The 24311-nt window shown below is 37.7% G+C and carries 22 protein-coding genes and 2 tRNA genes; 6 read left to right on the forward strand and 18 right to left on the reverse strand.

The genetic code is table 11. From position 1 onward, the window contains the following. Nucleotides 1–37: 37 nt before the first annotated feature. From BM327_RS08435 to BM327_RS08445, 3 genes are all read right to left on the reverse strand, one after another. Entirely contained in the window at nucleotides 38–1819 is a 1782-nt protein-coding gene (locus BM327_RS08435; protein ID WP_090248282.1) for a DUF4139 domain-containing protein, read from the reverse strand. A gap of 50 nt (nucleotides 1820–1869) precedes the next feature. Continuing rightward, nucleotides 1870–2886 (reverse strand): radical SAM/SPASM domain-containing protein, encoded by a 1017-nt coding sequence (locus tag BM327_RS08440; protein WP_090248285.1) that lies wholly within the window; start codon nucleotides 2884–2886, stop codon nucleotides 1870–1872. A gap of 231 nt (nucleotides 2887–3117) precedes the next feature. Then, nucleotides 3118–4209 (reverse strand): peptidylprolyl isomerase, encoded by a 1092-nt coding sequence (locus BM327_RS08445; protein ID WP_244526206.1) that lies wholly within the window; start codon nucleotides 4207–4209, stop codon nucleotides 3118–3120. A 100-nt stretch (nucleotides 4210–4309) separates the two neighbouring features. Between BM327_RS08445 and BM327_RS08450 the strand changes: the two genes are divergently transcribed. After that, a complete protein-coding gene (locus BM327_RS08450) occupies nucleotides 4310–5710 on the forward strand; it encodes an MBL fold metallo-hydrolase (RefSeq protein ID WP_090248287.1) in 1401 nt (466 codons plus the stop codon). A gap of 57 nt (nucleotides 5711–5767) precedes the next feature. Here the strand turns inward: BM327_RS08450 and BM327_RS08455 are convergent, their stop codons facing one another. The 9 genes from BM327_RS08455 to BM327_RS08495 all read right to left on the reverse strand — a co-directional run bounded on the left by BM327_RS08455 (nucleotide 5768) and on the right by BM327_RS08495 (nucleotide 14167). Continuing rightward, nucleotides 5768–6985, reverse strand: a complete 1218-nt coding sequence (locus BM327_RS08455; RefSeq protein ID WP_090248291.1) for a mechanosensitive ion channel family protein — start codon at nucleotides 6983–6985, stop codon at nucleotides 5768–5770. Continuing rightward, a complete protein-coding gene (gene dnaG / locus BM327_RS08460) occupies nucleotides 6982–9078 on the reverse strand; it encodes a DNA primase (protein WP_090248295.1) in 2097 nt (698 codons plus the stop codon). Before dnaG ends, BM327_RS08455 begins: the two co-directional genes overlap by 4 nt. Next, a complete protein-coding gene (locus tag BM327_RS08465) occupies nucleotides 9079–9513 on the reverse strand; it encodes a toxin-antitoxin system YwqK family antitoxin (protein WP_090248298.1) in 435 nt (144 codons plus the stop codon). Between the two features lie 69 nt (nucleotides 9514–9582). Next, entirely contained in the window at nucleotides 9583–10554 is a 972-nt protein-coding gene (locus BM327_RS08470) for a polyprenyl synthetase family protein (protein ID WP_090248300.1), read from the reverse strand. Nucleotides 10555–10832: 278 nt separating this feature from the next. Beyond that, nucleotides 10833–11708 carry a type IX secretion system protein PorG gene (gene porG, locus BM327_RS08475; protein WP_090248303.1) on the reverse strand — a complete coding sequence of 292 codons (876 nt, stop codon included), beginning with the start codon at nucleotides 11706–11708 and terminating at the stop codon, nucleotides 10833–10835. 156 nt (nucleotides 11709–11864) lie between these two features. After that, a complete protein-coding gene (locus BM327_RS08480; RefSeq protein ID WP_090248306.1) occupies nucleotides 11865–12158 on the reverse strand; it encodes an addiction module antidote protein in 294 nt (97 codons plus the stop codon). Nucleotides 12159–12160: 2 nt separating this feature from the next. Then, nucleotides 12161–12460 carry a type II toxin-antitoxin system RelE/ParE family toxin gene (locus BM327_RS08485; protein WP_090248309.1) on the reverse strand — a complete coding sequence of 100 codons (300 nt, stop codon included), beginning with the start codon at nucleotides 12458–12460 and terminating at the stop codon, nucleotides 12161–12163. Between the two features lie 163 nt (nucleotides 12461–12623). Beyond that, nucleotides 12624–13502: an NAD kinase gene (locus tag BM327_RS08490; RefSeq protein ID WP_090248312.1), complete on the reverse strand. Its 879-nt coding sequence runs from the start codon at nucleotides 13500–13502 to the stop codon at nucleotides 12624–12626. A 2-nt stretch (nucleotides 13503–13504) separates the two neighbouring features. Beyond that, a complete protein-coding gene (locus BM327_RS08495) occupies nucleotides 13505–14167 on the reverse strand; it encodes a CBS domain-containing protein (RefSeq protein ID WP_090248314.1) in 663 nt (220 codons plus the stop codon). A 66-nt stretch (nucleotides 14168–14233) separates the two neighbouring features. Here BM327_RS08495 and BM327_RS08500 point away from each other — a divergent pair, with 66 nt between their 5' ends. Together BM327_RS08500 and BM327_RS08505 are read left to right on the forward strand one after the other, a co-directional pair. Beyond that, nucleotides 14234–14950 (forward strand): pyridoxine 5'-phosphate synthase, encoded by a 717-nt coding sequence (locus BM327_RS08500; protein WP_090248316.1) that lies wholly within the window; start codon nucleotides 14234–14236, stop codon nucleotides 14948–14950. Nucleotides 14951–14971: 21 nt separating this feature from the next. After that, nucleotides 14972–15733, forward strand: a complete 762-nt coding sequence (locus BM327_RS08505; protein WP_090248319.1) for an alpha/beta fold hydrolase — start codon at nucleotides 14972–14974, stop codon at nucleotides 15731–15733. A 217-nt stretch (nucleotides 15734–15950) separates the two neighbouring features. On the opposite strand, the gene BM327_RS08510 is transcribed toward BM327_RS08505, so the two are convergent. Both BM327_RS08510 and metK read right to left on the reverse strand, forming a co-directional pair. Beyond that, a complete protein-coding gene (locus tag BM327_RS08510) occupies nucleotides 15951–16532 on the reverse strand; it encodes a hypothetical protein (protein ID WP_090248322.1) in 582 nt (193 codons plus the stop codon). A 100-nt stretch (nucleotides 16533–16632) separates the two neighbouring features. Next, nucleotides 16633–17886: a methionine adenosyltransferase gene (gene metK / locus BM327_RS08515; protein ID WP_090248325.1), complete on the reverse strand. Its 1254-nt coding sequence runs from the start codon at nucleotides 17884–17886 to the stop codon at nucleotides 16633–16635. A gap of 101 nt (nucleotides 17887–17987) precedes the next feature. On the opposite strand from metK, the gene tsaB reads away from it, so the two are divergent. After that, nucleotides 17988–18662 carry a tRNA (adenosine(37)-N6)-threonylcarbamoyltransferase complex dimerization subunit type 1 TsaB gene (gene tsaB / locus BM327_RS08520; RefSeq protein ID WP_090248328.1) on the forward strand — a complete coding sequence of 225 codons (675 nt, stop codon included), beginning with the start codon at nucleotides 17988–17990 and terminating at the stop codon, nucleotides 18660–18662. Between the two features lie 413 nt (nucleotides 18663–19075). Here tsaB and BM327_RS08525 read toward each other — a convergent pair whose 3' ends face one another. From BM327_RS08525 to BM327_RS08540, 4 genes are all read right to left on the reverse strand, one after another. After that, on the reverse strand, nucleotides 19076–20224 hold the full coding sequence (locus BM327_RS08525) for a histidine decarboxylase (protein ID WP_090248330.1): 1149 nt from the start codon (nucleotides 20222–20224) through the stop codon (nucleotides 19076–19078). Between the two features lie 458 nt (nucleotides 20225–20682). After that, complete coding sequence (locus BM327_RS08530) at nucleotides 20683–21747, reverse strand: hypothetical protein (RefSeq protein ID WP_090248334.1); 1065 nt, start codon at nucleotides 21745–21747, stop codon at nucleotides 20683–20685. Nucleotides 21748–21851: 104 nt separating this feature from the next. Continuing rightward, nucleotides 21852–21927, reverse strand: a tRNA-Phe gene (locus BM327_RS08535). Between the two features lie 127 nt (nucleotides 21928–22054). Then, nucleotides 22055–22127: transfer RNA gene (locus BM327_RS08540), tRNA-Phe, on the reverse strand. Between the two features lie 95 nt (nucleotides 22128–22222). On the opposite strand from BM327_RS08540, the gene BM327_RS08545 reads away from it, so the two are divergent. Next, the gene (locus tag BM327_RS08545) at nucleotides 22223–22960 is read left to right on the forward strand and encodes a type III pantothenate kinase (protein WP_090248336.1); all 738 of its coding nucleotides are present in this window, start codon (nucleotides 22223–22225) and stop codon (nucleotides 22958–22960) included. Beyond that, the gene (locus tag BM327_RS08550) at nucleotides 22950–24299 is read left to right on the forward strand and encodes a BamG family beta-barrel-assembly machinery protein (protein ID WP_090248339.1); all 1350 of its coding nucleotides are present in this window, start codon (nucleotides 22950–22952) and stop codon (nucleotides 24297–24299) included. Before BM327_RS08545 ends, BM327_RS08550 begins: the two co-directional genes overlap by 11 nt. The last annotated feature ends 12 nt before the right edge of the window (nucleotides 24300–24311 follow it).

Here is a 24311-nt window from a genome sequence, read left to right on the forward strand (position 1 = left end):
AAACCCCGTCTGTAGGCCGCTTTAGGGTGGTTGTTTTTTATAAAAATCTTGGTGCAGCTATAGTTCTGTATTGTTGAACTCTGAATTCGAATTTTTCTGGATATTTCACCGCGAAAGATATGCGAAGGATTTTACTTGCTCCTGGTTCAAGTGTTTCTGTCCATTCCAATTCACCATTGTCTGTATTGTAAGTAGCTCCAGCGTATTCCAATGCTTCAACAGTTATTTCACTTGAGGCACTTACAGGGATTTGATCCAATATATTTAGCTTAACTGCTGTAGAACGGTTGTTTTTCAAGGTGACTTCATAGACATAAGTATCCTTTTTATTACCACCTATCATCTGTTTTTGAGAAGTCTTAGAAATCAATTTTCTGTGTGCCATAACTTGGGCATCTCTACCAAAAGAAAGTTTTAGAGTATCTGAAGTAATTTCTGTACTTAAGTAAGAAGATCCTATGTAATTTCCACCAAAGTAAATTTCCGTGCTACCGGGTATTAAATCTAATTTTTGCCATCCCGCTATGTTGGCGAGTAAGTAAGCTTCCTTGGCCATTTTAGGTACGGCCATGTGAGAGAAGTTAGCGTTTAATGCGTGCTTCTTGATGAGAACAGTATAAGGTTTCATGTCTGAAGGCACTGAGAAAGGATAGGCAATAGGGAAGTCGACTGCAATTTGAGAGATTTGTATAGATTGCATAGGAACATTTTCCTTGGTTTTTTGACGAATTTGGTCACTTCCAAATCCAGTTCCAGCTCCCGCATTATTACTGTAATCATAACTTCCATTCAGAACCATTCCTTGGTTTGCTGCTTCTTGATTTCCTAAGACGTAGGTGTCGTATGCACGTTGGTTCATGTTCGAAACATTCATCTTTGCTTTGCTTCTGTTTTCAAACATACCAGAGCTTGACGGTGCAACATAGCCGAAGCGATAATCGATGTTTTGGCGCTGAACTAAACTCTGATTTACCTGCCAAGTTTTTAAAACAGGTAAGGAAGCGTCTAAATTCGGGTCGTTTGTAGTGAGGATGAGGTTCACATTTTCCCAGTCGTTACCCGTATTGTTATATACTTGGGCTTTGTATAAAAAGTCTATGGGTTGATTTACATCTTGGGCAATTAAATCATAAGTTGCTGCCCAACCACAGTCAGAAACCATATAGCGCAGCGTTGCATTTAAACTCGTTTTTTGAGCTACATCAACCAAAATGATTACTTGATTAGATCTTTCATTTTCTTTAAAAGTAATGTCGGTTAATTCTCTTCGAATACGATTGATTTCTAATGTGTTTGCCGTTCTTTGGTAGTTGAGATCACTCAATGCATTGTTTGCCTTTTCCAATCTTTCTTTATAGAAATCGGCTGTTTTTGCCAAGTCTTCTATACTAATTCTCTCCGTAGAATTTCCGAAATAGTTATTCTTTTTAAGGACTTCAATTTCTGCGTGAATACCTTGTTGCTTGTTGTTGATTTTGTCGTTTGCACGTTGGAAATACTGAAGGGAATCTTTTAATTCATTCAAACGGTCGTTTAGATTTTCTACTGTGAAAAAATCCATTTCCGTACTGGTAGAAACGATGGTGAAATCTTTGTCGCCCGAAAACTGTAAACTGGCAGGGTCGGCATAAGCAGAGATGCCTTTAAAAATGATTTTGTTCCTTCCTTGGGCAAGTTCTAATTTTGCGTTGCGTGTAATTTCTCCCGCTGTTAGGTAGAGTTTTACATCACTTATAGCGCTTGTAAGCTCTAAGGTTTTCTCTTGAGCAAATGAAAGTGAAAGAAGGGAAAGGCTTATTAATGTGTTCAAGATTTTCATGGTGCATTTTTTATTAAATGTAACAATTTAACGCACCAAAAGTTACTTTCTTATACCCAAACCTTTGCGCCCTCTGAGCAATTCTTACAAATCTCCACTTGATTTCTTCCCGTAAAAACAGATTTTCTGAAATTCTGATAAGCCGGAGAATGCCAAATTCTTCTGAAAGGAGTAGAGGTGGCACATCCCAATACATGTTTCGCGTCTTTATCGAAGCAGCAAGGAACAACTTTTCCATCCCAGGTAAGTACAGTAGAGCTCCACATACGCCAACATTTATTGGCTAATTTGTACTTGGGTTTATATTGACCATTTCTCCCCTTTACATACCTGCTATACTTTGGGTTTTCGGGTATCAATACGTTCCCATTTTTATAGTCGTAGAGTTGTGCACTTTTAATTCTTACCTCATCAATTTCCATCTCTTTGGCCAATTCAAACACCTTTGGAATTTCATGTTCGTTTGGTTTTACAGCCAAAAATTGAAAGATTAAATGAGGGGTACTAGAGTTGAGTTTTCGTTTGGCTTCTACCAAAGCTTTTGTACCGGCAATTACTTTATCGAGTTTACCATTCTTTCTATACTGCTCATAGGTTTCTTGGGTTAAGCCGTCTATGGAAATAATGAGTCTGTCTAAACCTGAACTTACAATATCTCTAGCATTACCTTCTGTAATGAAATGGGCATTTGTAGAAGTTGCCGTATAAATACGTTGACGTTTAGCATCCTTAATGAGCTGTAAGAAATTAGGATTTAAAAAAGGTTCTCCTTGAAAGTAATAGTTAACATAAAACAGCTGCTTTCCTATGTTGCGAAGCATTTGTTTGTTTTCTTCTACACCCAATTTCCCGGTAGAGCGCGTGAATTGTTTGAGTCCGCTAGGGCACTCCGGACAACTTAAATTACAGGCTGTTGTAGGTTCTATACTTGCTGCAAAAGGAAGTGCAGTAGCATCAAACTTTTTAAAGAGCTTAGCGCGTTGATAAGAAAGGCCAAGCTTTATCAAGTTCCAAAACCTGTTGATCGTTAAATGACGAATAATATTTATGTTGTCTGCTACATTCATTGGGGGCAAATATCAAACAAAGCCTTCAAATAATCATTCTAAATTTCGCTACAAATTGGTAAGTGTAATGTTGTTAACCGAATTGGCTGAGCTTGGTTGTTTGCATGACACTTTATGTGTGAAATACATGACGAATTAGGTGAGGCTATGTTAAGAATGGACATAAGAAAGGGCCTGCGAAAAAGCAAGCCCTTAAAATTCAAGTATTCAAAAATTTAAGAATTTAATTTCTTATTGAATATCAACCAAACTTACACTGAATATTAAATCGGCGTAAGGACCAATTCCCGGTCTACCTTGTGCGCCATAAGCGAGGTAGTAAGGAATATATGCTACGATTTTACTTCCTTTTTTAGACAAAGCTAAAGCCTCGTCAAACCCAGGTATCATACCTTGGATTTGATAGTTGATTGATAAAGGTTGGTTTCTATCGTAAGATGAATCGAATTTATCTCCGTAGAAGTGGGTTCCGATGTAGTGCACTTGTAATTTGTCACCACGTTCTGGGTTTTTACCTTCCCCTTCTTCTAAAACGGCATACATTAAACCAGAAGCAGTTTGTACAGCCGTGCTATCTTTTTCTAATACGATAGATTTAAAATACTCTTTGTATTCAGAAATGTTCATGGTTTTACATTTCTGCATGCGGGCCATGTTTTGTTTTTGCAATTCTGCTTTTCTTTTTTGCTCTTCTTCAAACAAGTATTTACGCTTTTCGTATTCTATTTTGAAGGTTTTTGTTGCATCAAATTTTCTAGCCTCTTTACCTACGCGAATGATTTTTAATTCCTTAATCGTATCACCTTGTTTGGTTTGGTCTACGATATCTTGCCCCACAACGATGTGCCCGAACACCGTGTGAATACCATTCAAATGGGCAGTACTTCTGTGGGTAATAAAAAATTGACTCCCATTGGTGTTTGGTCCGGCATTGGCCATAGACAAAACGCCAGCATCGTGGTGGGTTAACCCATTGTCTGTTTCATCAAAGAAACGGTACCCTGGTCCGCCTGTACCATTTGCCTTCGGGTCTCCGGTTTGTATCATGAAGTTTTGAATCACACGGTGAAAGATTAATCCATCGTAATATGGTTGGTCAAATGTTACCGTGTCGAAAACCGTTAAATTCCCTTCAGCGAGTCCCACAAAATTGGCAACCGTTAAGGGAGCTTTTTTGTATTCCAAGTTCAAAAGCATTACTCCTCTGTTGGTTTCTATTTCGGCGTAAATTCCCTCTTCTAACTTAAAGTTGGGGATTTTTGTACTTACACAAGAAGTGATTAATAATGAGATAAGTGCTACAGCAATTATTCTGAATGTCATATAAATTGTTTTTTGTCAATATTGCCCTAAAATTATCGAAATCTTCTTTCCATTGTGAAGAAAAAACGCAAATTTTGTAAACCACAGAAAATGGACACACATGAAAATTGAACAAATCTATACGAAATGCATGGCTGAAGCGGCATATTACATCGAGAGTAATGGAGAAGCAGCAATTATAGATCCTTTAAGAGAGACACAACCTTATATAGATATGGCCACGGAAAACGGAGCAAAGATCAAATACATCTTTGAAACCCACTTCCATGCAGATTTTGTATCGGGTCACATAGATTTGGCAAAGAAAACAGGAGCAGCTATCGTTTATGGTCCAACAGCTACAACCAATTACGATGTTGTAGTGGCAGAAGACAATCAAATATTTGAGATAGGGGATGTGAAAATTAAGGTTTTACATACGCCCGGACATACACCAGAATCATCTACTTTTTTATTGATAGATGAAAATGGAAAAGAACACGCCATCTTCTCCGGGGATACGTTGTTCTTAGGAGATGTTGGTCGACCAGATTTAGCAATCAAGGGAGATTTAACGCAAGAAGACCTGGCTGGAATGTTATTCGATTCTTTGCGCAATAGAATTATGCCTTTAGGGGATGATGTAATCGTTTACCCGGGTCACGGAGCGGGATCTTCATGTGGTAAAAACATGAGTTCTGAAACGGTAGGTACATTGGGTGAGCAGAAAGCTACCAACTATGCCTTGAGAGCGGATATGACCAAAGAAGAATTCATACAAGAAGTAACTACAGGTATTTTACCTCCACCTCAATACTTCCCTAAAAATGCACGTATGAACAAAGAAGGATATACGAGCATAGATGAGGTGTTGACTTCAGGTACAAAAGCATTGACCTTAGAAGAATTCAAAACTGAAGTTGAAAAAGGAGCGTTGATTTTAGACGTAAGAACACAGTTTGATTTCATCAAAGGATTCATCAAAGGATCTATGTTTATTGGAATCAATGGAGCCTTTGCAATGTGGGTTGGAGCTTTGATAGAAGACATCAACCAGCCTATCGTATTGATTACGCCAGAGGGAATGGAAGAAGAAACTGTTTTGCGTTTGGCAAGAGTTGGTTACGACAACACAATAGGATACTTAAAAGGTGGAGTAGAAACTGCACGTGAAGGTGGTTTAGAAATTGAAACCATTACAAGTATTTCTGCAGAAGAATTAGCGGCAAATATAGATCTATACAATGTGGTTGATGTTCGTAAACCAGGAGAGTGGGAATCTTCTCACTTGGAAATGGCAGACCACTATCCATTGGATTACATCAACGAGCAATTGGATGCATTGGATAAAGATGCTACCTACCACATTCACTGTGCCGGTGGTTACCGCAGTGTAATTGCAATTTCTATTTTGTTGAGAAATGGATACGAAGCAGAGAATTTGATTGATGTAGCCGGAGGTTATGGAGCAATCAAACAAACGAGTTTGCCAAAGTTGGAAACGGCTTGTGCGAATTCGTAAACGATAGTATAGGAATAAAAAATCCCTCCCCAAAAACTGTTTTGGGGAGGGTTTTTTTTATCTGTAATCTCCTTTTCTAAAAGGTTCGTTGGGATCTATGATTTCATCCGGATCATGAACCACATTGTTACTTGATAAAGGCTCTACCCCTCTGTCTGAAGCATAATGTACCGTGCGCTGAGGGAAAGGTATAGTAATGTTATATTCTCTAAATAATCGGTCTATCTCAAAACGGATATCAGATTTAAATTTTTCTATCTCCCAACTTTGATCGGCCCAGAATACCAAATCCATTTCCAAAGCATTATCTCCAAAGTTCAACAAACGCACAAATACAGGGTGGGTTTTCTTAACTTTTGGATGAGAAAGAGCAGCTTGTTTTAAAAGGTCTCTTACTTGTTCAGTGTTACTTCCGTATGCAACACCCACTGGAATAGAGAAACGCGTTAATTCACTTCCTAAACTCCAGTTATCCACATTTTCTTGCGTAAGTTTAGAGTTAGGAATAATAAGGGTTGTTCCTTCTCGGGTTTGAATTTTAGAAGTTCTTACGTTAATATTCAGCACTCTTGCTATAATGGGTTTAGAGCTGGCATTGTCTTGTATCTCAACAATATCTCCAACTTTGATGGTTCCCTCAAACAAAAGGATTAGACCAGAGAAGAAGTCTCTAAACACATCTTGCAAACCAAGTCCTAAACCAACCAATAAGGCGGCCCCCCCACCTATCAATATATCTAAGTTTAAGCCTATCATTTGCAGGGAAATAATTCCCGCAAAAATGTAAATGATGTACTTGGTTAATTGAACATATACATACTCGGTTCCTTCATCGAAATCAGGGTTGTTTTTAAACCTTCTGGATAAAAGGAGCTTGATGATGTTCACCGCCAAGCGGGCAAGTACCAAGGTGATGATAATTAAAAATACATCAACTATACTGATCTTAATTTGCTTTACCTCAATGAGGTTGTACTCCATAAAAGCACTTAGAGAAATGTTCTTTCCTTCATTTAAATCACCAACTCTAAAGACTTGAAAAGCGATAACAAAAGTGATCAGAAAGAGAATTTGACTTAAGATACGAAGGATGGTTACCTTCTTGTTTTCTATCCCTAAGTTGGATCTTTTAATAAAGCGCTTAACGTACTTTTTAATGATTTTATCTATGATAAAACCTACTCCAAAGATGAGCAGCCATAACAAGACCATCTCTAGGTTTGCTCTATAGGCACCTAGAGGAAATGACCAATCGAAAATGGATAACAAACTCATAAAATTATTCTTCCCAGTTTTGTAGCAAATTTACCTTTTACTTTTTCCAAAGCCATTTGTTCTGCCAATAAATCCATCATTTTTTCATCGTCAAGGTTGGTGTCATTTTTAAAGATATCTCTTATTTCGTCTATTCTTTCGTTGATTTTACAAATCTTAAAAGAATAAAGGGCACCCAAAACGGCTTGGTTTAAACGATGTATTTCTTGGTTGATGTCTATGTTGTGCTTCTCCATCCAATGTCTACTTAATTCAAAAGGACTGGATTCTATTTCGCTGACTACTCGCACTATATCTTGGTCATCACTTCTTAAGAAATGCTTCACTCCGTAAAGAATGTTTTCATTCACTCCTTCTTTAAAGACCTTGTAAATTTTAGCCAATACCGGAGAAGTAAAGCCCAATTCATCGCGTTCTACTTCGTAAACGACCAATTCAATAACAGAGCTTTCAACGATTTCTGTTTGACCCAATTCATCTTTGTGTTCACTTTCTATGGCTCTTGTTCCATATTTTAAGAGAATACGGATGAGGTCTAACTCATTGGCGTAATATTTTTCTTCCTTAACTACAGGTTGCGGTGTAGATACCATTGCACCACCTCCTTGCGCCATCATGGCCTCATCGGGCATGTCTGGGAAAGGTGCGTCAAAGAAATCATCCGGGGGCATGTCCTCTGGTATTTGTGCCTTTTGAGGAGCCTTTTGTGTAGGTGTTGTTTGGGTTTGCTGTTGTGGCGGACGTTGCTGTGCACGTTGTGCCGCTTTTGCCGCTTGCTGTTGATGCTGACCTCTGAGCTTGTTGAGCTCTATCAACAAAGTTTGCTCCGGCATTTCAAAGCGCGTTGCTGTGTTTTGCAAGTATACCTGACGGGTAATAGAGTCGGGGATAAGCGCAATAGAAGCAACAATGTCTTTGATCAAGGTTGCTCTTTTTAGTGGATCATCTCCACCTTCACCTAAAAGCAAATCTGTTTTAAACGATACAAAATCTTGTTTGTGTTCGTCTATATATTCTTGAAGTTCAGTAGAACTTACTTTTTTCGAGTAAGAATCAGGGTCATCTCCATCTGGGAAGAGTACAACTTTTACGTTGAGTCCTTCCTCCAAAATAAGGTCTATCCCTCTAAAACTGGCTTTAATACCCGCCGCGTCACCATCATAAAGTATAGTAATATTGTTGGTGTAACGCTTGATTAATCGAATTTGACCCGTTGTTAAACTGGTACCAGAAGAGGCAACAACATTCTCTATACCCGCTTGGTGCATAGAAATAACATCTGTATATCCTTCTACCAGATAACAGTTGTCATATTTAATCATATCTCCCTTGGCAAAGTATAGTCCATACAACACTTCACTTTTGTTGTAGATAATACTTTCGGGAGAATTGAAGTATTTGGCAATTTTCTTATCGCTCTTGAGTGTTCTACCACCGAAACCAAGTGTTTTACCGGAAACAGAATGTATGGGGAACATTACCCTTCCTCTAAAGAAATCAAAGGTTCTTCCCTCTTTCTCTTTGGTTAAACCAACTTGTTTTAAATACTTGAGTTGGTAACCTTTTTCAAGTGCAACTTCTGTGAGCGACTTACTGTTTTGCGGACAAAATCCTAATTGGAATTTTTTAATGATATCATCGCGCAAACCTCTTTCCCTAAAGTAGGAGAGGGCAATAGCTTTTCCTTCGTCACTTTCGTGCATGTGTTCCACAAAGAAATCCTTTGCAAAATCATTCACGATGTGTAAACTCTCACGCTCTGTAAGTTGTTCTTGCTCTTCGGGCGTTAAGGGTTTTTCTTCAGGAAGTTCTATGTGATATTTATCCGCGAGCCATCTTAACGCCTCAGGATAAGAAAAGTGTTCCTTTTCCATTAAGAAAGTAACAACCGTACCTCCTTTACCTGTAGAGAAACATTTGAAGATTTGTTTGGCCGGTGAAACAATGAAAGAGGGCGTTTTTTCATCCGTGAAGGGACTCAATCCTTTCAAAGACGAACCTGCTCTTTTCAAGTTCACAAATTCCCCGATCACCTCCTCGATGCGCGAGGTTTCCATGATCTCATCTATGATATGTTGGGGGATTCTAGCCATTTATTTTTCTTCGTCGTAGTTTACTATTTTACTAATTGAACCGTCTGGCATGTAAAATTTCCATTCACCAACGGTACTGTCGTTGTCGTATTCACCTTTGTAATTCAACATTCCATTTGGGTAATAAACAACAGTGTGTCCGTGACGTAAACCGTTTTTGTAGGTAGTAATACTTCTATCCTTTCCATCTACGTCATAGAATTTCCAAACGCCGTGACGTTTTCCATCCTTATCTAAACCACCTTTAATTTTAATTTGTTTATGTCCCTCATACCACTCCTGATAAATGTTATTATCTGTAGTATCTTTTAAAGGAAGACTTGCCAAATCTATGCTTTGTTCTTCTGTCTTGTTCTCCTTTTTTTCATCGGAGCTTCCACAAGCAACTAAGGTAGTTGATAGTAAAACTGCAGTTAAAAATTTAAGATGCTTCATGCGTATTATTTTGAATACAATTAGTAAAAATCAAACTTAAGAAAAAAGAAGAAGAGTTGGGAGGGTATCCTACTTTTCACGGGTGATTGTGTACTCTACTAAACCAAGTATTGAGTCCTTGGCCGGAGAAGAAGGAACATCTTTTAAATACTCCAAAGCCTCGTCTTTTAATTTGAGCATACGCTGATAGGCGTAATCTATACCTCCATGTTCTATAACCAATTGAACGGCACGTTGTACTTTTTTTGGTTTTTCGTTGTGACGACGAACAATATTGAGTAATTCATTTCTTACTTCTTTGGGAGCTGTATTAACCACATATATAAGCGGTAAAGTCATTTTACGTTCCCTGATATCTATACCCGTTGGTTTTCCAATTTTACCTGGAGTTCCATAATCGAAGATGTCATCTTTAATTTGAAAAGCCAATCCAATAAGCTCTCCAAACTTACGCATGTTTTCGGCTTGATCTTCACGTTGAACAGAAACAGCTCCAGCTTCACAACACGAAGAAATTAAACTCGCTGTTTTCTGACGAATGACTTCAAAATAAACCTCTTCGGTAATATCTAGCTTACTCGCTTTTTCTATCTGCAGCAATTCTCCTTCACTCATTTCACGCACAGCACGGGCAACGATTTCCAAGGATCTAAACTTCTTGTTTTCTATGGAAAGTAACAAGACGCGAGATAGCATGTAATCTCCTACTAAAACGGCAATTTTGTTTTTCCACAAGGCGTTTACAGAGAAGAAACCACGTCTTTCATTGGCATCATCTACAACGTCATCATGAACCAGCGTTGCGGTATGGAGGAGTTCAATTAAGGAAGCAGAGTTATAGGTGTCATCACTAATTTCTCCCAACATTTTTGCCGTTAGAAAAAGAAACATAGGTCGCATTTGCTTCCCTTTTCTTTTGATGATATAAGTAGTGATTTTATCTAAAAGCGGAACTTTGGATTGCATGGTTTGCTTGAAACGAATCTCAAATTCGTCTAATTCGCTTGCAATAGGAGCTTTTATTTCTTTAACCGATAACATATACTGGAGGCAAAGATAAATTTAATTCAGAATGGAGAATTAAGAAAGATGAATTATTTAAGGAGAGGGAAATTGGGTTACAGTTTTTTGAATTCAACAATTCAATGATTTAACGATTCAATGATTCAACAATTCAATGATTTGAAGATTTGAGGTTTTTTTTATTTTGAGTGAATGCTGTGAAAAGCTTTGTGGCCTTTGGGGTTGATACCACATATTATATCTCTTGCTAGATACTCACAAGCTTTACTGAATTTTCTCAAACTCGAAACGGACCTTTACAAATTTTTCCACCAGATGATGTGGCGATTGCGTTGTTCGGTTCTAAAAGAACAGGTTCTCGGACTACCCAGTTTAAAAGATAAACCTATGCCGAAAGTACTGTACCAATCTTTAGTGTTTGGGTTTCCACGTTTGCTTCCTGCTGGATTTAACGTTGCACTTCTATCAGCAAAGGCTGCAGATAAATCACCGTTACGAGAACCCAATGCAATATTGTCAACATAAAAATCTCCAACATCATCCAGGTAATCTGTAAAGGTTTTACGTATGCCATATTGAATGTTAACTGCAGCTTTTTCACCCAAATTGATTTTAAAACCAAAGCCCATAGGTACCACCAATTGCATGCGACTGTAATAGTCATTCCCATTCAATTCCGTTCCCTGACCCTCTGTTCCTAGTGGTTGGAGTTCGTGTAGTTCACCGTTGAGTTCGGCTTTTGGGTTGATGCGTGCCATACCTACTTGCGCAAACATGAAAGGAGTAGCATAGTATTTTTTGTTTCCAATTTTGTAATTGAAGTAATTGAATTCAAATCCTACGGCACCTTCGAATATGGTGCTTTCAAAGCTTAAATTTCTATTGAGTTGATAATCGTTGTTGGCCAAAGAATCATAGGCTTCTACTTTTCCATAGGTTAAGGAAACGCGTAAGGCAACACGAGAATTATAATTGTGTCTAAAAATTAAACCACCCGAAAGGTTGGAGTTGTTAAAATGACCGAATCTATTCAAATCACCGATGTAGTAACTTCCACCTACCGTAAAGCCTAACTCAGATTTCGACCAAAAATGATCGTGCTGGGCATAGTTTTTTAATGGAACAACCACTAAAAGTAAAAGAAACGTGATGATGCGAAATACTTGATTCATAATTCTAAAGCACAAACGTACTACAATTCGTTTTATTATTCAACTCTAAAAAGTGACAAAAAATGTATAAAGGCGTGCACCGTAAATAAAAAAGGACAAACGCCATGTTCATCCTTTTTTCAATATTTGTCTTATCAAAAATTGTATTGATGAAAATTATTTTTCAAAAGAGGGAGTGGGTAGAATTTGTATTTGCCCACCGATAGCTTTTAATACTTTCATAATTGTTGAGAATTGTGGTTTTGCACCTTCTGATAGGGCTTTATACAAGCTCGGTCTGCTCATACCCGTTTGTTCAGCAATTTTACTCATACCTATAGCTTTGGCAATATGTCCTATAGCCATAATGATGTCCTTGTCCTCACCACTTTCTATCACAGTGTTAAGGTATTCAGCTATCATTTCTTTGCTATCTAAGTAGTCTGCTATATCAAATCTAGAAGTTTCCATTATTAAGCGTTTAATTTTGCCCAAATCTCTCGAGCCTTTTTTATGTCCTTTTGTTGTGTGGACTTGTCTCCACCCATTAGTAGAAGAATGATTTTTCCATCTACTTCTTTAAAGTAAATTCTATAACCTTTTGCATAGTTTATTTTCAGTTCATGTAATCCATCTCCGAGCTGCTTGCATTCTCCAAAATGTTCATCGCGTTCAAGTTTTTGAATTCTAAACAAAATTTTGGCCTTAGCCCTGAGGTCTTTAAGTTTTCTGAGCCATTTGTCAAATTCTACAGTTTTTTCAATAAAGTACACTAGATAGGTTGTATCTAGTTGGATACAAAGTTAGTTGGTTTTATCCTCATAAAAAAATCTATCCATAAAAAAAGGACAAACGCAATGTTCATCCTTTCAATATCTATTATTTCTACAGTCTAACTTTCCAGAAATTTAAACTCTAGTTGTCTAGCTATCTAACCTAATTTCTTTTATCCACTCCCCACATCATTTTTGCACGTATGGTGTCTAGGAAGTTGTTCTCTTCAAACTTCACCACGTTGATCATGAATTCAGCCTTTTTGACTGTTACTTCTGTACCATTTTTTATGGGTTTCGAAATGGAGTCTAAGGACATGAGGTAAGATCTGTCTCTTCCTTCAACTTGCAGTTTAATCGGCATGTGATCGGGAACCACAACGGGTCTTACATTTAAATTGTGCGGAGCAATAGGTGTAAGTATGTGTACCTGACAACCGGGAGTAATAATTGGACCTCCACAACTCAAAGAATAAGCTGTAGAACCTGTAGGTGTACCTACAATCAATCCATCAGCCCAGTATGAGTTTAAGTATTTACCTTCCAAACTTGCGTGAACGGTTATCATGGATGAAGTGTCCTTTTTGTGAAGTGTGAGCTCATTCATGGCCAAATTGTCTTCACCAAAAATATTGTCGGCTGTTTCTACACGTAATAAAGACCTGCTTTGGTGAACGTATTTCTTTTCTTTCACCTTTTGCATGGCCTCATCCAAACTTTCTTCATTAACATTGGCTAAGAAACCTAAACGCCCCATGTTGATCCCTAAAATTGGAGCGCCACTTGCGCGAACATAACTAACGGTTCTTAAAAAGGTTCCATCACCTCCAATGGAAACGGCCAAATCTATACCTGTCGCTAAATCAAAATGAGAATCGAATTCATCAAAGTGATGTCCCATTCCAACTTTTTTAATCAGCTGTTGTTTGAAGTCTGAATGCACAACGGGTTGCCATCCAAAATCATTTAAAATATTGAAAAACTTAGCGTATTGGGGAATGTGTTGTTTGATTAACTTACGGCAATAAACGGCAACTTTCATACTTAAATATTGAGGTAATTGATCAACTCGTCGTATCTGTTTTTCAAATCTTCGTGGTAGGTGTTCTTCTGGTAAGAAGCTTTCACAATGTAGTCGTAACGCTCCAAAGAACGGATGATTCTACCCAATTCTGTTTGGTTAATTTTAAGGGTTACCTCCAACTTTGTAGAACTTGGTAGAGAGGAAACATAAGCACTTAAAATTTTAGCGTTATCAGATTCAACGATTTGTGCAATGTGTGCCAAAGAATAATCATGCTGTGCAATTTCTAATACAATTATCCCACCCACTTCCTTCATGCTTCCTGTATCGGCGATGTGCTGCATCAAGCGTTTGATGTCTATCACTCCTACATAATTTTCATGATCGTCTAATACGGGTACGGCTGTAATTTTTTCGTCAGAAATTTTGGCCAATATTTCGTAGATGTGAACGTGTTGTTTTACGTAAGGACGGGGTAAATGATCGAAGAGTTTGTCCAAACTTTGTTCAATATCATTCCTGTCGAGTATGTTTTCTTCAGAAACTAATCCCACAAAGTTATTCCCTTTCAAAACTGGCAAGTGCTCAACTTTGAATTCTTCCATCCATCTTAACGCTGTTTCTCCTGAATCAGAGTGTTTTAGTGGTGGAATCTCTTCTGTTATTAATTCTAATGCAATCATTGTCTTGTGCCAATGTAGTTAATTTGGTTCAATGTATATAACTTTGGAAACACAAAATTAGTACCTATGGCGACGAAATTAAGTGTAAATGTCAATAAAATAGCAACTTTGCGTAACGCTCGAGGAGGAGACGTTCCTAATGTTGTGCAGGTTGCGAAAGACTGCGAGACTTTTGGTGCAGATGGAATTACCATACACCCAAGACCCGATGAAAGACACATTACCACCCAAGATGTTTACGATTTAAAGAAAGTTGTAACCACCGAATATAACATTGAAGGTTACCCGGATGAAAGGTTCTTGCAGCTCTGTAAGGAAACCTTGCCCGAACAAGCTACCTTGGTGCCAGATCCACCGCATGTATTGACTTCTAACGCTGGTTGGGATACCATCAAACAACAAGATTTCTTGAAAGAGGTAATTGCCAAGTTGAAGTCGTGGGGAATTAGAACTTCTATTTTTATTGAAACAGATGTAGAATTGATTGAACATGCTGCAACTACAGGTGTTGATAGAATAGAGTTGTATACAGGGCCGTACGCGGAGGAATATGCAGCCAATAAAATTGAAGCAGTTGCTCCCTACGTAAAAGCTGCCCAAAGAGCACACGATTTAGGTTTGGGAATTAATGCCGGACACGATTTAAGTTTGGAGAATTTAAAATTCTTTAAACAAAGTTTGGTTCAGTTGGATGAAGTTTCAATTGGTCATGCGTTAATTTCAGATGCCCTTTACTACGGTTTGGAGAATACAGTTCACATGTACAAACGCTTGCTAGATTAAGCACAAAAAAAGAACACAGATATGAAATTGCATTACAGGAAAATGGGAGAGGGTGCACCTTTTATTATTTTGCACGGACTCTTTGGTTCGTCAGATAATTGGCAAACTCACGCCAAGCGCCTGTCAGAATATTTTGAAGTTTATTTGGTAGATCAACGCAATCACGGTCATTCTGATTGGAGCGAGGATTTCAACTATGATTTATTGGCTGAGGATTTAAAGGAATTGATCGATGACGAAGGTTTGAGTGATGTTTACCTTTTAGGTCACAGCATGGGTGGGAAAACGGCCATGTTTTTCGCACAGAAATACCCGGAGCTTATCGAGAAATTGATTGTTGTGGACATGGGAATTAAGGGATATCCTTCTCACCATGGACCTATCTTAGAAGGTTTGAACGCCCTGGATTTAAATGTTATCAAAACCAGAGGTGCAGCCTCAAAAGAAATGGCAAAGTATGTAGATAACGAAGCTACACGCATGTTCTTGCTGAAGAATTTATACTGGAAAGAAAAAGGTCAATTGGGTTGGCGTATCAATATTCCAGTTTTGGAAGCAAAGATGCCTGAGATTTTGGTGCCGTTACCAGAAGGGGAGTGTTTTGTACCAACTTTATTTATGCGCGGCGGGTTGTCGGGCTACATCGTAGAAGAAGATTACGACAGCATACGCGAAGCCTTTCCAGATTGCGAAATTAAGACCATAGAAAAAGCCGGTCACTGGATACATGCTGAAGCTCCGAAAGAGTTTTTGGATGAAGTATTGGGTTACTGCTTAAGGTAAAAGATTAAATTTTTAAAAAAAATATAGTGAAGGATGAGCGTATAGTTCATCCTTTTTTTGTTGAAATAATCTCCAATTTCAATGCTTTAAAAATCATTATTCCCTACTCACACTCTTTACTATCATTTCCCAGTTTGGTTGAGGGAAGGCAATTAAAGTTTAGACCTAAAAAAAGGCCTTCAACATATTCTGAAGGCCTTTTGTAGTTAAGTTTTTTTTATTCCTTTTCGAATTCCATTAATATAAAGTATTCTTGACTTTCCTCACCAAAGTAGCTATCATCCATAGCAGAAGAGGTATTGATGCGTAGGTGCAATTCTTTATCGCTTAATCGTTCTACAATTAGAGCGTCGTCATAACCTAAGTAGGTGATTTCATTAAACCCAGGTAGGTAGATTTGCGTTTTTTTCTTAACTCCATCCAACCAATACCATTGGTCTTTATGGGTATATTCTTCAAAACTTCCATCGCCATTCAAGTAATGATAAATGGTCATGTTTTGGTCTTTCTCCAAGTTTAAGTCGAGTAAGAATTCAAAAGTTTGACTTTCTCCATCTTGGTCGGTTACAGTTACTTTTCCGTCTGTATAACTAAGGGTTTGTTTGTAAGAACTCACGGTTCCATCAGAATTTTCGTAACGGTCTATAAAGTCACCACTAAGGTTGGTAAGTTTCCATTCTCCTGTTATTCTGGCGTCTCTAGATTTTAGGGAAATAGCTGGGTCGTTTTCTCCTTTTTTACAACTCGTGAAGGTTAAGCTTGTGATGAAGGCAAGTGATAAGAATACTAATTTTCTCATGATTCAGATTTTTATGTTTGGTCACTCAAATTACAAAAAATAAGCCATAAAAAAAGGCCCCCAATTCGGAGGCCTTTACATTTTCGATATTATTAACAAGTTAACATCCGAAAACTTCTTTAATTCTATCTACGAAATCCAATTTCTCCCATGTGAAAGTTTCAACTTCTTTAGAAACAGTTTTGCTTCCAGAGTTGAAAGTAACTGTTTTAATTTCAGAAGTTCTTCCCATGTGACCGTATGCAGCTGTTTCACTATAAATTGGTTCTCTTAATTTTAATCTTCTTTCAATTGCAGCCGGACGAAGGTCGAAGATCTCAGAAACTTTCTGAGCAATTTCTCCATCATTCATATCCACTTTAGAAGTATTGTAAGTATTTACGTAAACTCCCATAGGTTCAACCACACCAATTGCGTAAGAAACTTGTACCAATACTTCAGAACATAATCCTGCAGCAACTAAGTTTTTGGCAATGTGACGTGTAGCGTAAGCCGCTGATCTATCTACTTTACTTGGATCTTTTCCTGAGAATGCACCACCACCGTGAGCACCTTTTCCACCGTAAGTATCTACAATAATTTTTCTACCTGTCAATCCTGTATCTCCGTGTGGACCACCGATGACGAATTTACCTGTTGGGTTGATGTGGTATTTAATATCGTCGTTAAACAATTTTTGAATCTCTGGCTTCAATTGAGCTTTAACACGAGGAATTAAAATGTTGATGATGTCAGACTTAATCTGCGCTAACATTTTTTCTTCGTCTGCATCAAAGTCATCGTGCTGTGTAGAAACAACGATGGCCTCAATTCTTTGTGGAACGTTATCATCACTGTACTCTATCGTTACCTGTGCTTTTGCATCCGGACGCAAGTACGTAATATCTTTCATTTCTCTTCTCAATGAAGCTAACTCTATCAAAATCTTGTGCGAAAGATCTAAAGCTAACGGCATAAAGTTTTCAGTTTCGTCTGTTGCATATCCGAACATCATACCTTGGTCTCCAGCACCCTGCTCTTCTGGGTTATCTCTGTCAACTCCACGGTTAATGTCTTCAGATTGCTCGTGAATCGCCGAAATTACAGCACAAGATTTTGCGTCGAATTGGTATTCACTTTTTGTATATCCTATTTTAGCAATTACGTCACGTGCAATTTGCTGCACATCTAAGTAACTGTCAGATTTTACTTCTCCAGCCAATGTTACTAGACCAGTTGTTACTAGTGTTTCACAAGCCACTTTTGAATTAGGATCAAATGCTAAAAAATGATCGATAAGTGCGTCTGAAATTTGATCGGCAACTTTGTCTGGGTGCCCTTCAGAAACTGATTCTGATGTAAACAAATATGGCATTTCCTGTTATTAATTTTTAAATAGAAGCGCTAAAATAATAAATGTTCAGGATAGAAAAGAATTTCGCGTAATTTTCACTGAAGAAAATTTATTTTTGTGCCATGGCATACATTCTTCATTTAGAGACGGCAACTAAGGTTTGTTCTGTGGCTTTATCCTACAACGGAAAGCTTATAGAGGTAATAGAAACGGAAGAAGACGGATACACGCACGCCGAAAATCTGACGGTTTTTGTGGAGCAAGTTTTAAGTAATGCAAAGTTGACCCCAAAAAATTTGGCAGCGGTGTCGGTAACGAGCGGACCAGGTTCTTACACAGGTTTAAGGATAGGTGTTTCTACCGCCAAAGGATTGTGTTATGCCTTAAATATTCCCTTGATAGCTGTGAATGCTCTTGAGGCGATTGCTTACCAAGCAAAAGAGCTTCATCCCACAAAAAACATTTGTGCTTTAATAGATGCGCGTAGAATGGAAGTTTTTTCTGCGATTTATGATACGAAGATGGCCGAGTTGAAGGCTATATCTGCAGATGTAATTGAAGAGGGAACCTATGCTGAATTTGAAAATCTACTCATTTGTGGAGATGGTGCTGAAAAATTGCAAGAAATCTGGAAGGATAGGAACTTGGAATTTGATGTGAATATTAAATCTTCTGCAAAAGGACATGTACAAAAAGCCTTTGAAAAATTCCAAACCGAGCAATTCGAAGACGTGGCTTATTTCGAACCGTTTTACTTGAAAGATTTTGTGGCCTTAAAATCGAAGAAGAGAGTGTAATTACTTTCTAATTGTCTAGGAATCTAGAACTCTAGCAGTCTAGATATCTATCTTATATTTTCCCCATAGGTGTTGACTGACCTTTACGTCCGTCACATTTTTTAGAACTTGCACATTGGGTAATGATTAATCCGAGTACGAGGAAGAGGAGTATGATGCCTAGTTTTTTCATGGTTTAGATTTTAGTATGAAACGCGATTAAATTCTTTGGTTACAAGATTTACGTCTTGAAATGGATAACGGATTTATTCGAGTAGATATTTCAGGAGTTCTAGAAAAAGTATGGAGTATTGACAAGATAAGTTTTGAATTTGGTGTTTAATTATTTGAAATTGATCTCACAAAAAAAGGATGAACATAATGCTCATCCTTCTCTAAATATCTAACCGTCTAAAAGTCTTTGCTTCTCTGAATTAAAAATCAAAAGCGTATTCTTCTTCTTCGTTTTGATCGGCCATCGTTAAATCTTCTATGAATTCATCGATTTGCGCTTTACTTACGTTAGGCATACAAATGATATGAGAAATATCTCCCTCAGTAGCCAATTGCCATTTGTTTTTTACAGAATTTGGTGTTTTGGGCATAACCACTGTAATACTGTTCGGATTTCTCCAAGCATTTACACCTATTTCTTGTAGTCGTTGCTCGCAGTAACGCGCAGTTTCTAAACTTTTCTCGTAACGTGCTTTGAGTCCATCTACCCCCATTTTCTTAATGGCATACCACAAGAATAGTGGTCCGTGACCATTACGCGACCCCGTAATCGTTGTGTCTAAAGAACCAATGTAGGCAATGCCATTTGAGATTCTATCTCGAATGGATTTTTTGGCAACGATAACTCCACAAGGCATAGGTGAACCAATGAATTTGTGACCAGAGATAGAAATACTATCTATACCATCTTTGAAATCGAAAGCAGGTTTTGGGTTCATGAAGGCACCATAACTTCCAGAAAGCGCTCCGTCTACATGGATGTAATGATCGTGAATAGCCAAATTCTTTAAGATAGATTTAATTCTGCCTACATCGTCTTTAGCTTCTTTCATGGTTGTACCAAAAGTTGAAAGCACAATAACCGGTTTGTGGCGGTTCATTTTTACAGTGTTTTCAAAATCTTCGTAATCCATTTCTCCATTCTCAGTTGAACGAATCACGATGCTTGGTATGTTTAATAAGTGTAAGTTTTTCTTTACGGAGTAGTGGGTAGACTCTGAGTAGTATACCATTCCCTTCGGGTACATTTCACGGGCTAGATATAGTCCGTATAAATTACTCTCCGAACCACCATTGGTAACATATCCCCAGTAATCTTTAGGGTTAGCTCTGAATAATTTCGCAAAAAAAGCGACAACCTCACGTTCTAATTCGTGGGTTTGCACTTTATAGGTACAATCCTCAAAAGGATCGCCAAGGTTGTTGATAGGGTATTGTAAAAAGTTAAGGATTTCAGAGTAATCGAAATCTTTAGAAACGGGGTACCCCAAGAAAGAATCTCTGGCACCTTTTACGGCGATTTCTAATTGCTCTAATTTTTGTTTGTCCTTCTCACTAAAACCTGACATGTTCTCCTAAATTTTTTGCAAAAGTACTGAAATCTTTAGAGGTGTGAGGAATTAAGTATGAAAAACACTTTTTGAATAAATCTGCATTTTTTTTTATTTCAGACAACCCTTCAATTTTTATAGTGGTATATAGTATAGAATCTTTAAACCACATAAATTATGAAAAAGTCAATTTTCTTTCTTCTGTTCCTTTTCTTAGGATTTCAGATACAAGGGCAAACTTGTCAAGCTAATTTCACCATTGCCCTTGGGGCTAATCCTGGAGAAGTTATAATAACTGATAGTTTATGTTCAGATACCTTTTGTTTACAAGTAAGCCATCATCCCATTTTACGGTAAGCTCGGGAGTGCAGAAAATCTATAGAATAATTAAAGGGTAAGCAATTGTTTTAGTTTTAGAATCTAAATAAAAAGAGGAGGGAGAGACGTTGGTTTCTCCCTCTTTTTTATGAATAGAGTTAATGGTTGGTGATGCCGATAACATTAACGTTTAAAGTTCCATTTTGTGGTACAATGGCATTTTGTAATTGCATTTGGTTGACTTGGGGGATGTCGGCTTCTTGACTATACATATAACCCGAACCGCTCGCTCCTCCTTCTGGCCAAGGATAAGCACCTCCATAAATTCCTATATCTGTACCGTCAGATCCTGCATTTTTCCCAGGAGAATTTGCGCTTAAATTTAAGTCATCTTGAAGCTCTATGGTTTGGTTTGTTTCTGATTCAAATAAGGGGTCAACGTTTTCTTGGTTGAAAGCTCCGGAATTTGTTCCAGTTGTGTTAAATACCGTTTGACCTGTATTACCTGAAATAGAGATATTGTTGTAATAACTATTGTAGTCGGCGCTTAAATTAGCTAATGTGTAATACCATATATTGTTGGAATAAACGCAGTTGTCTGGGTTGTTATTCGGAGATGTATTTGTTATGAGGTTGTTAGAGATTAAGAAAGAGCTTAAAGGGTTATCAACGAGGGAAATGATTCCTAGCAAATTATTAGAAAGAATGATGTTGTTAAAAATGTATGTAGAGTTACCACTTAGAGAAAGTTCCCAATTGTTATAAAATACAAGGTTTTGAAAAATTGCATTACCAATTCCGGAGAAGGTAATGTTAGTTTGGCAGCGTCTAACAGTTATGCTGTCTAAAGGTGTGTTTAGATCATTATTTAAAGTAATCGCGCCAAATGTTTTAATTCCTTCCACAGTGCTGCCTGAGGCATTTCCAGCAAGGGTGTTGTTTAGGTATAGGTAGTTGATTGTCGTGGGATGAGGATTTTCCTTATTGGGTAAATATCCGTCTCCTATAAAGTGAAGCTTTTTGTATACATAGGTATCTGCGTAGGCCGTTGGCGATCCTTTAATTAGAATTGTATCTCCGGGTGATGCTACGTTTACAGCAGAAACAAGGGTGGTAAATACGCCGTTTGGAGCATTGATGTTATTATCCACAGTGATTTGAGCACCGTAGGTTGAGATAACATAAATGAATGAAAGTAATAAGGTTAAAGCGAGTTTTTTCATTTCTAATTTTTCTAACAAAATTAGAGGATGATGGAACTGATTACAATACTCAACGTTGAGTGTTTTTTCAAAAAAAAGACCGTCACAATTGACGGTCTTTCTTTTGGTGGTGATGGACGGAATCGAACCGCCGACACAAGGATTTTCAGTCCTTTGCTCTACCAACTGAGCTACATCACCTTCCTTTGGTGGGTGCAAATATATAAACTTATTCCAGAGTACATCCTTTCTCTTTACTTTTTGTTTATACTTTCTTTAAGTTGATTCAAAAAAAAAGACCGTCTAAATTGACAGTCTTAATTTTCAGTGGTGATGGACGGAATCGAACCGCCGACACAAGGATTTTCAGTCCTTTGCTCTACCAACTGAGCTACATCACCTTCTGTTTGGTGGGTGCAAATATATAAACATTATTTATTCTGGAGCTCTCTAGCGACAATTTTTTTTAAAATTCTTCGCTTATCTTTGTCGAGCAATGGAAAAAGAAGAAACTAATCTTATAATAGACGCGGGGAATACTCGTGTTAAAGTAGTTGAAATCCAAGGAGATGAGGTGCGAGTTGTTGCAGTGGTCGAATTGGAAGCATTAGATTCTAACTTTTTAGAAAAAAAGCTTGGAGTTTATCAAAAATCATTGCTTTCCAGTGTACTTTCAACATCGGATACAAAGCGATTAGTGGAGCTTTTTAGACCTTATCATGTGTTAAGTTCAAAAACAGAACTACCTTTTCTTAATAAATATAGGAGTGAAACCCTGGGAGCGGATAGAGCAGCAAATGCTGCCTTTGCTTTCAGTGAGGTAGAAAAAAGGAAGACACCTGTTCTTGTAGTTGATTTAGGTACATGTGTGAAATTTGATTTTGTAAATGAAAAGGGGGAGTATTTGGGAGGTTCAATCTCTCCTGGACTTCAAATGAGATATAAATCCATGCACACGTTTACTGGCCGTTTACCTTTACTAAATGACACCGGCAAAACAGAATTAATAGGAAATACTACCTTAAAAAGTATGTGGTCGGGTGTTATGAATGGAATGCATGCAGAAATTCAAGGGATGATCGCGCAATACGAGGAGCAATATGCTGGATTAACAACTTTTATGACAGGAGGAGATGCTAAATTGTTTGATATAGAAGCAAAAAATTACATCTTTGTCAACGAAAATTTAACGCTGCAAGGCTTAAATATAATTCTCGAGCATAATGCGAAATAATATATTAGTACTCATTGCGGTGTGTTTAGCTCCTTTCTTAAGGGCACAAACAAACGCATCATCACCTTATTCATCTTTGGGAGTTGGAGAAACTAGCTTTTTTGGAGGTAGTTATTTTCAATCCTTAGGCGGGGCATCGGTGGCCATCATTGATAGCTCTCAAACCAATTTTTACAATCCTTCTTCTTACGCGAGTATCGCCAAAGGTCTCCCTTTATTTTCTATGGGTGTGGACTACAGAAGTACAACTTTAACTGATGGAGTAAATGAAGGGAATTTATCTTACGGGAATATCACCCATTTTTCATTGGTAATTCCGTTTGCTGATCGCTTTGGGTTAGGATTTGGTATTCGTCCTTTCAGTAGAGTGGGCTATGATGTAAATGATGCGGAAGTAGTAAATGGAGACTCTATTTTTTATGAGTACAAAGGGTCTGGTGGAATACAGCAAGTATTCGGAGGTTTAAGTGCTAACCTAATCGCTACCAAAAAACATGTCTTAGGTGTAGGTGTTAATGGTAATTTTTTATTTGGATATACTCAAAACTACAGTCGTGCGTATAGGGTAGTGTCGACATCAGAAATAGGTTCTTACATAGATGATAGATTGAACTATAGAGGTTATACTTACGATTTAGGTTTGAATTACAGTTTTAAACCAAATTCTAAACACAAGATAACGATAGGAGCAACGTACACGCCGAGTCAACAAATAAGTGTTGCTCAGAATAGATATGATGTTTTCTTTACAAGTTACAACAATACAGGGACGTACGACACATTGTATGGGAACCCAGATGTTGAGGGAACAACAACTCTTGCGTCTAGTTATAAACTGGGTTTTACATATAGTTTTACGCCTGAATTAGATTCAACCAAATCTAGAAGGTTAAAACCAGAGTTTTTGTTGACAGCTGAATACAATGCGGATAGCTGGAGCGAATATTCGAGAACTTTAGGTGGTGTAGCGGATGTTAACACCTTGTTTGATGCATCATCTTATCGTGTAGGTTTTCAGTATAGACCGCACAGAATAGCTGCGGAAAGAAAAACAGTAGCAAATTATTTTGAGAGAATGAGTTACCGAGTAGGAATTTACAGTAGTACACTTCCAATGGCGGTTAATGGAACTCAATTATCTGAATTTGGCACAAGTTTTGGTTTAGGTTTACCAGTTGTGTTAAATAGGGCTGTTTCCTCAATAAACTTAGGGGTTACATATGGACAAAGAGGAAATGGTAACATTAACACAATACAAGAAAACTTTTGGGGAATTAATTTTGGTGTAAATTTGTCGCCCGGTTATGACCGATGGTTTAGAAAGTACAAATACGATTAATAAAAAAAACAA

Origin of the sequence: Lishizhenia tianjinensis (assembly GCF_900116425.1) — a bacterium.
In the GTDB taxonomy this organism is placed as follows: Bacteria; Bacteroidota; Bacteroidia; order Flavobacteriales_D; family Crocinitomicaceae; genus Lishizhenia; species Lishizhenia tianjinensis.

Coding starts and splice junctions, on each gene's coding strand:
- BM327_RS08435 (WP_090248282.1), bottom strand. CDS start 1,819: ATGAAAATCTTGAACACATTAATAAGCCTTTCCCTTCTTTCACTTTCA.
- BM327_RS08440 (WP_090248285.1), bottom strand. CDS start 2,886: ATGAATGTAGCAGACAACATAAATATTATTCGTCATTTAACGATCAAC.
- BM327_RS08445 (WP_244526206.1), bottom strand. CDS start 4,209: ATGACATTCAGAATAATTGCTGTAGCACTTATCTCATTATTAATCACT.
- BM327_RS08450 (WP_090248287.1), top strand. CDS start 4,310: ATGAAAATTGAACAAATCTATACGAAATGCATGGCTGAAGCGGCATAT.
- BM327_RS08455 (WP_090248291.1), bottom strand. CDS start 6,985: ATGAGTTTGTTATCCATTTTCGATTGGTCATTTCCTCTAGGTGCCTAT.
- dnaG (WP_090248295.1), bottom strand. CDS start 9,078: ATGGCTAGAATCCCCCAACATATCATAGATGAGATCATGGAAACCTCG.
- BM327_RS08465 (WP_090248298.1), bottom strand. CDS start 9,513: ATGAAGCATCTTAAATTTTTAACTGCAGTTTTACTATCAACTACCTTA.
- BM327_RS08470 (WP_090248300.1), bottom strand. CDS start 10,554: ATGTTATCGGTTAAAGAAATAAAAGCTCCTATTGCAAGCGAATTAGAC.
- porG (WP_090248303.1), bottom strand. CDS start 11,708: ATGAATCAAGTATTTCGCATCATCACGTTTCTTTTACTTTTAGTGGTT.
- BM327_RS08480 (WP_090248306.1), bottom strand. CDS start 12,158: ATGGAAACTTCTAGATTTGATATAGCAGACTACTTAGATAGCAAAGAA.
- BM327_RS08490 (WP_090248312.1), bottom strand. CDS start 13,502: ATGAAAGTTGCCGTTTATTGCCGTAAGTTAATCAAACAACACATTCCC.
- BM327_RS08495 (WP_090248314.1), bottom strand. CDS start 14,167: ATGATTGCATTAGAATTAATAACAGAAGAGATTCCACCACTAAAACAC.
- BM327_RS08500 (WP_090248316.1), top strand. CDS start 14,234: ATGGCGACGAAATTAAGTGTAAATGTCAATAAAATAGCAACTTTGCGT.
- BM327_RS08505 (WP_090248319.1), top strand. CDS start 14,972: ATGAAATTGCATTACAGGAAAATGGGAGAGGGTGCACCTTTTATTATT.
- BM327_RS08510 (WP_090248322.1), bottom strand. CDS start 16,532: ATGAGAAAATTAGTATTCTTATCACTTGCCTTCATCACAAGCTTAACC.
- metK (WP_090248325.1), bottom strand. CDS start 17,886: ATGCCATATTTGTTTACATCAGAATCAGTTTCTGAAGGGCACCCAGAC.
- tsaB (WP_090248328.1), top strand. CDS start 17,988: ATGGCATACATTCTTCATTTAGAGACGGCAACTAAGGTTTGTTCTGTG.
- BM327_RS08525 (WP_090248330.1), bottom strand. CDS start 20,224: ATGTCAGGTTTTAGTGAGAAGGACAAACAAAAATTAGAGCAATTAGAA.
- BM327_RS08530 (WP_090248334.1), bottom strand. CDS start 21,747: ATGAAAAAACTCGCTTTAACCTTATTACTTTCATTCATTTATGTTATC.
- BM327_RS08545 (WP_090248336.1), top strand. CDS start 22,223: ATGGAAAAAGAAGAAACTAATCTTATAATAGACGCGGGGAATACTCGT.
- BM327_RS08550 (WP_090248339.1), top strand. CDS start 22,950: ATGCGAAATAATATATTAGTACTCATTGCGGTGTGTTTAGCTCCTTTC.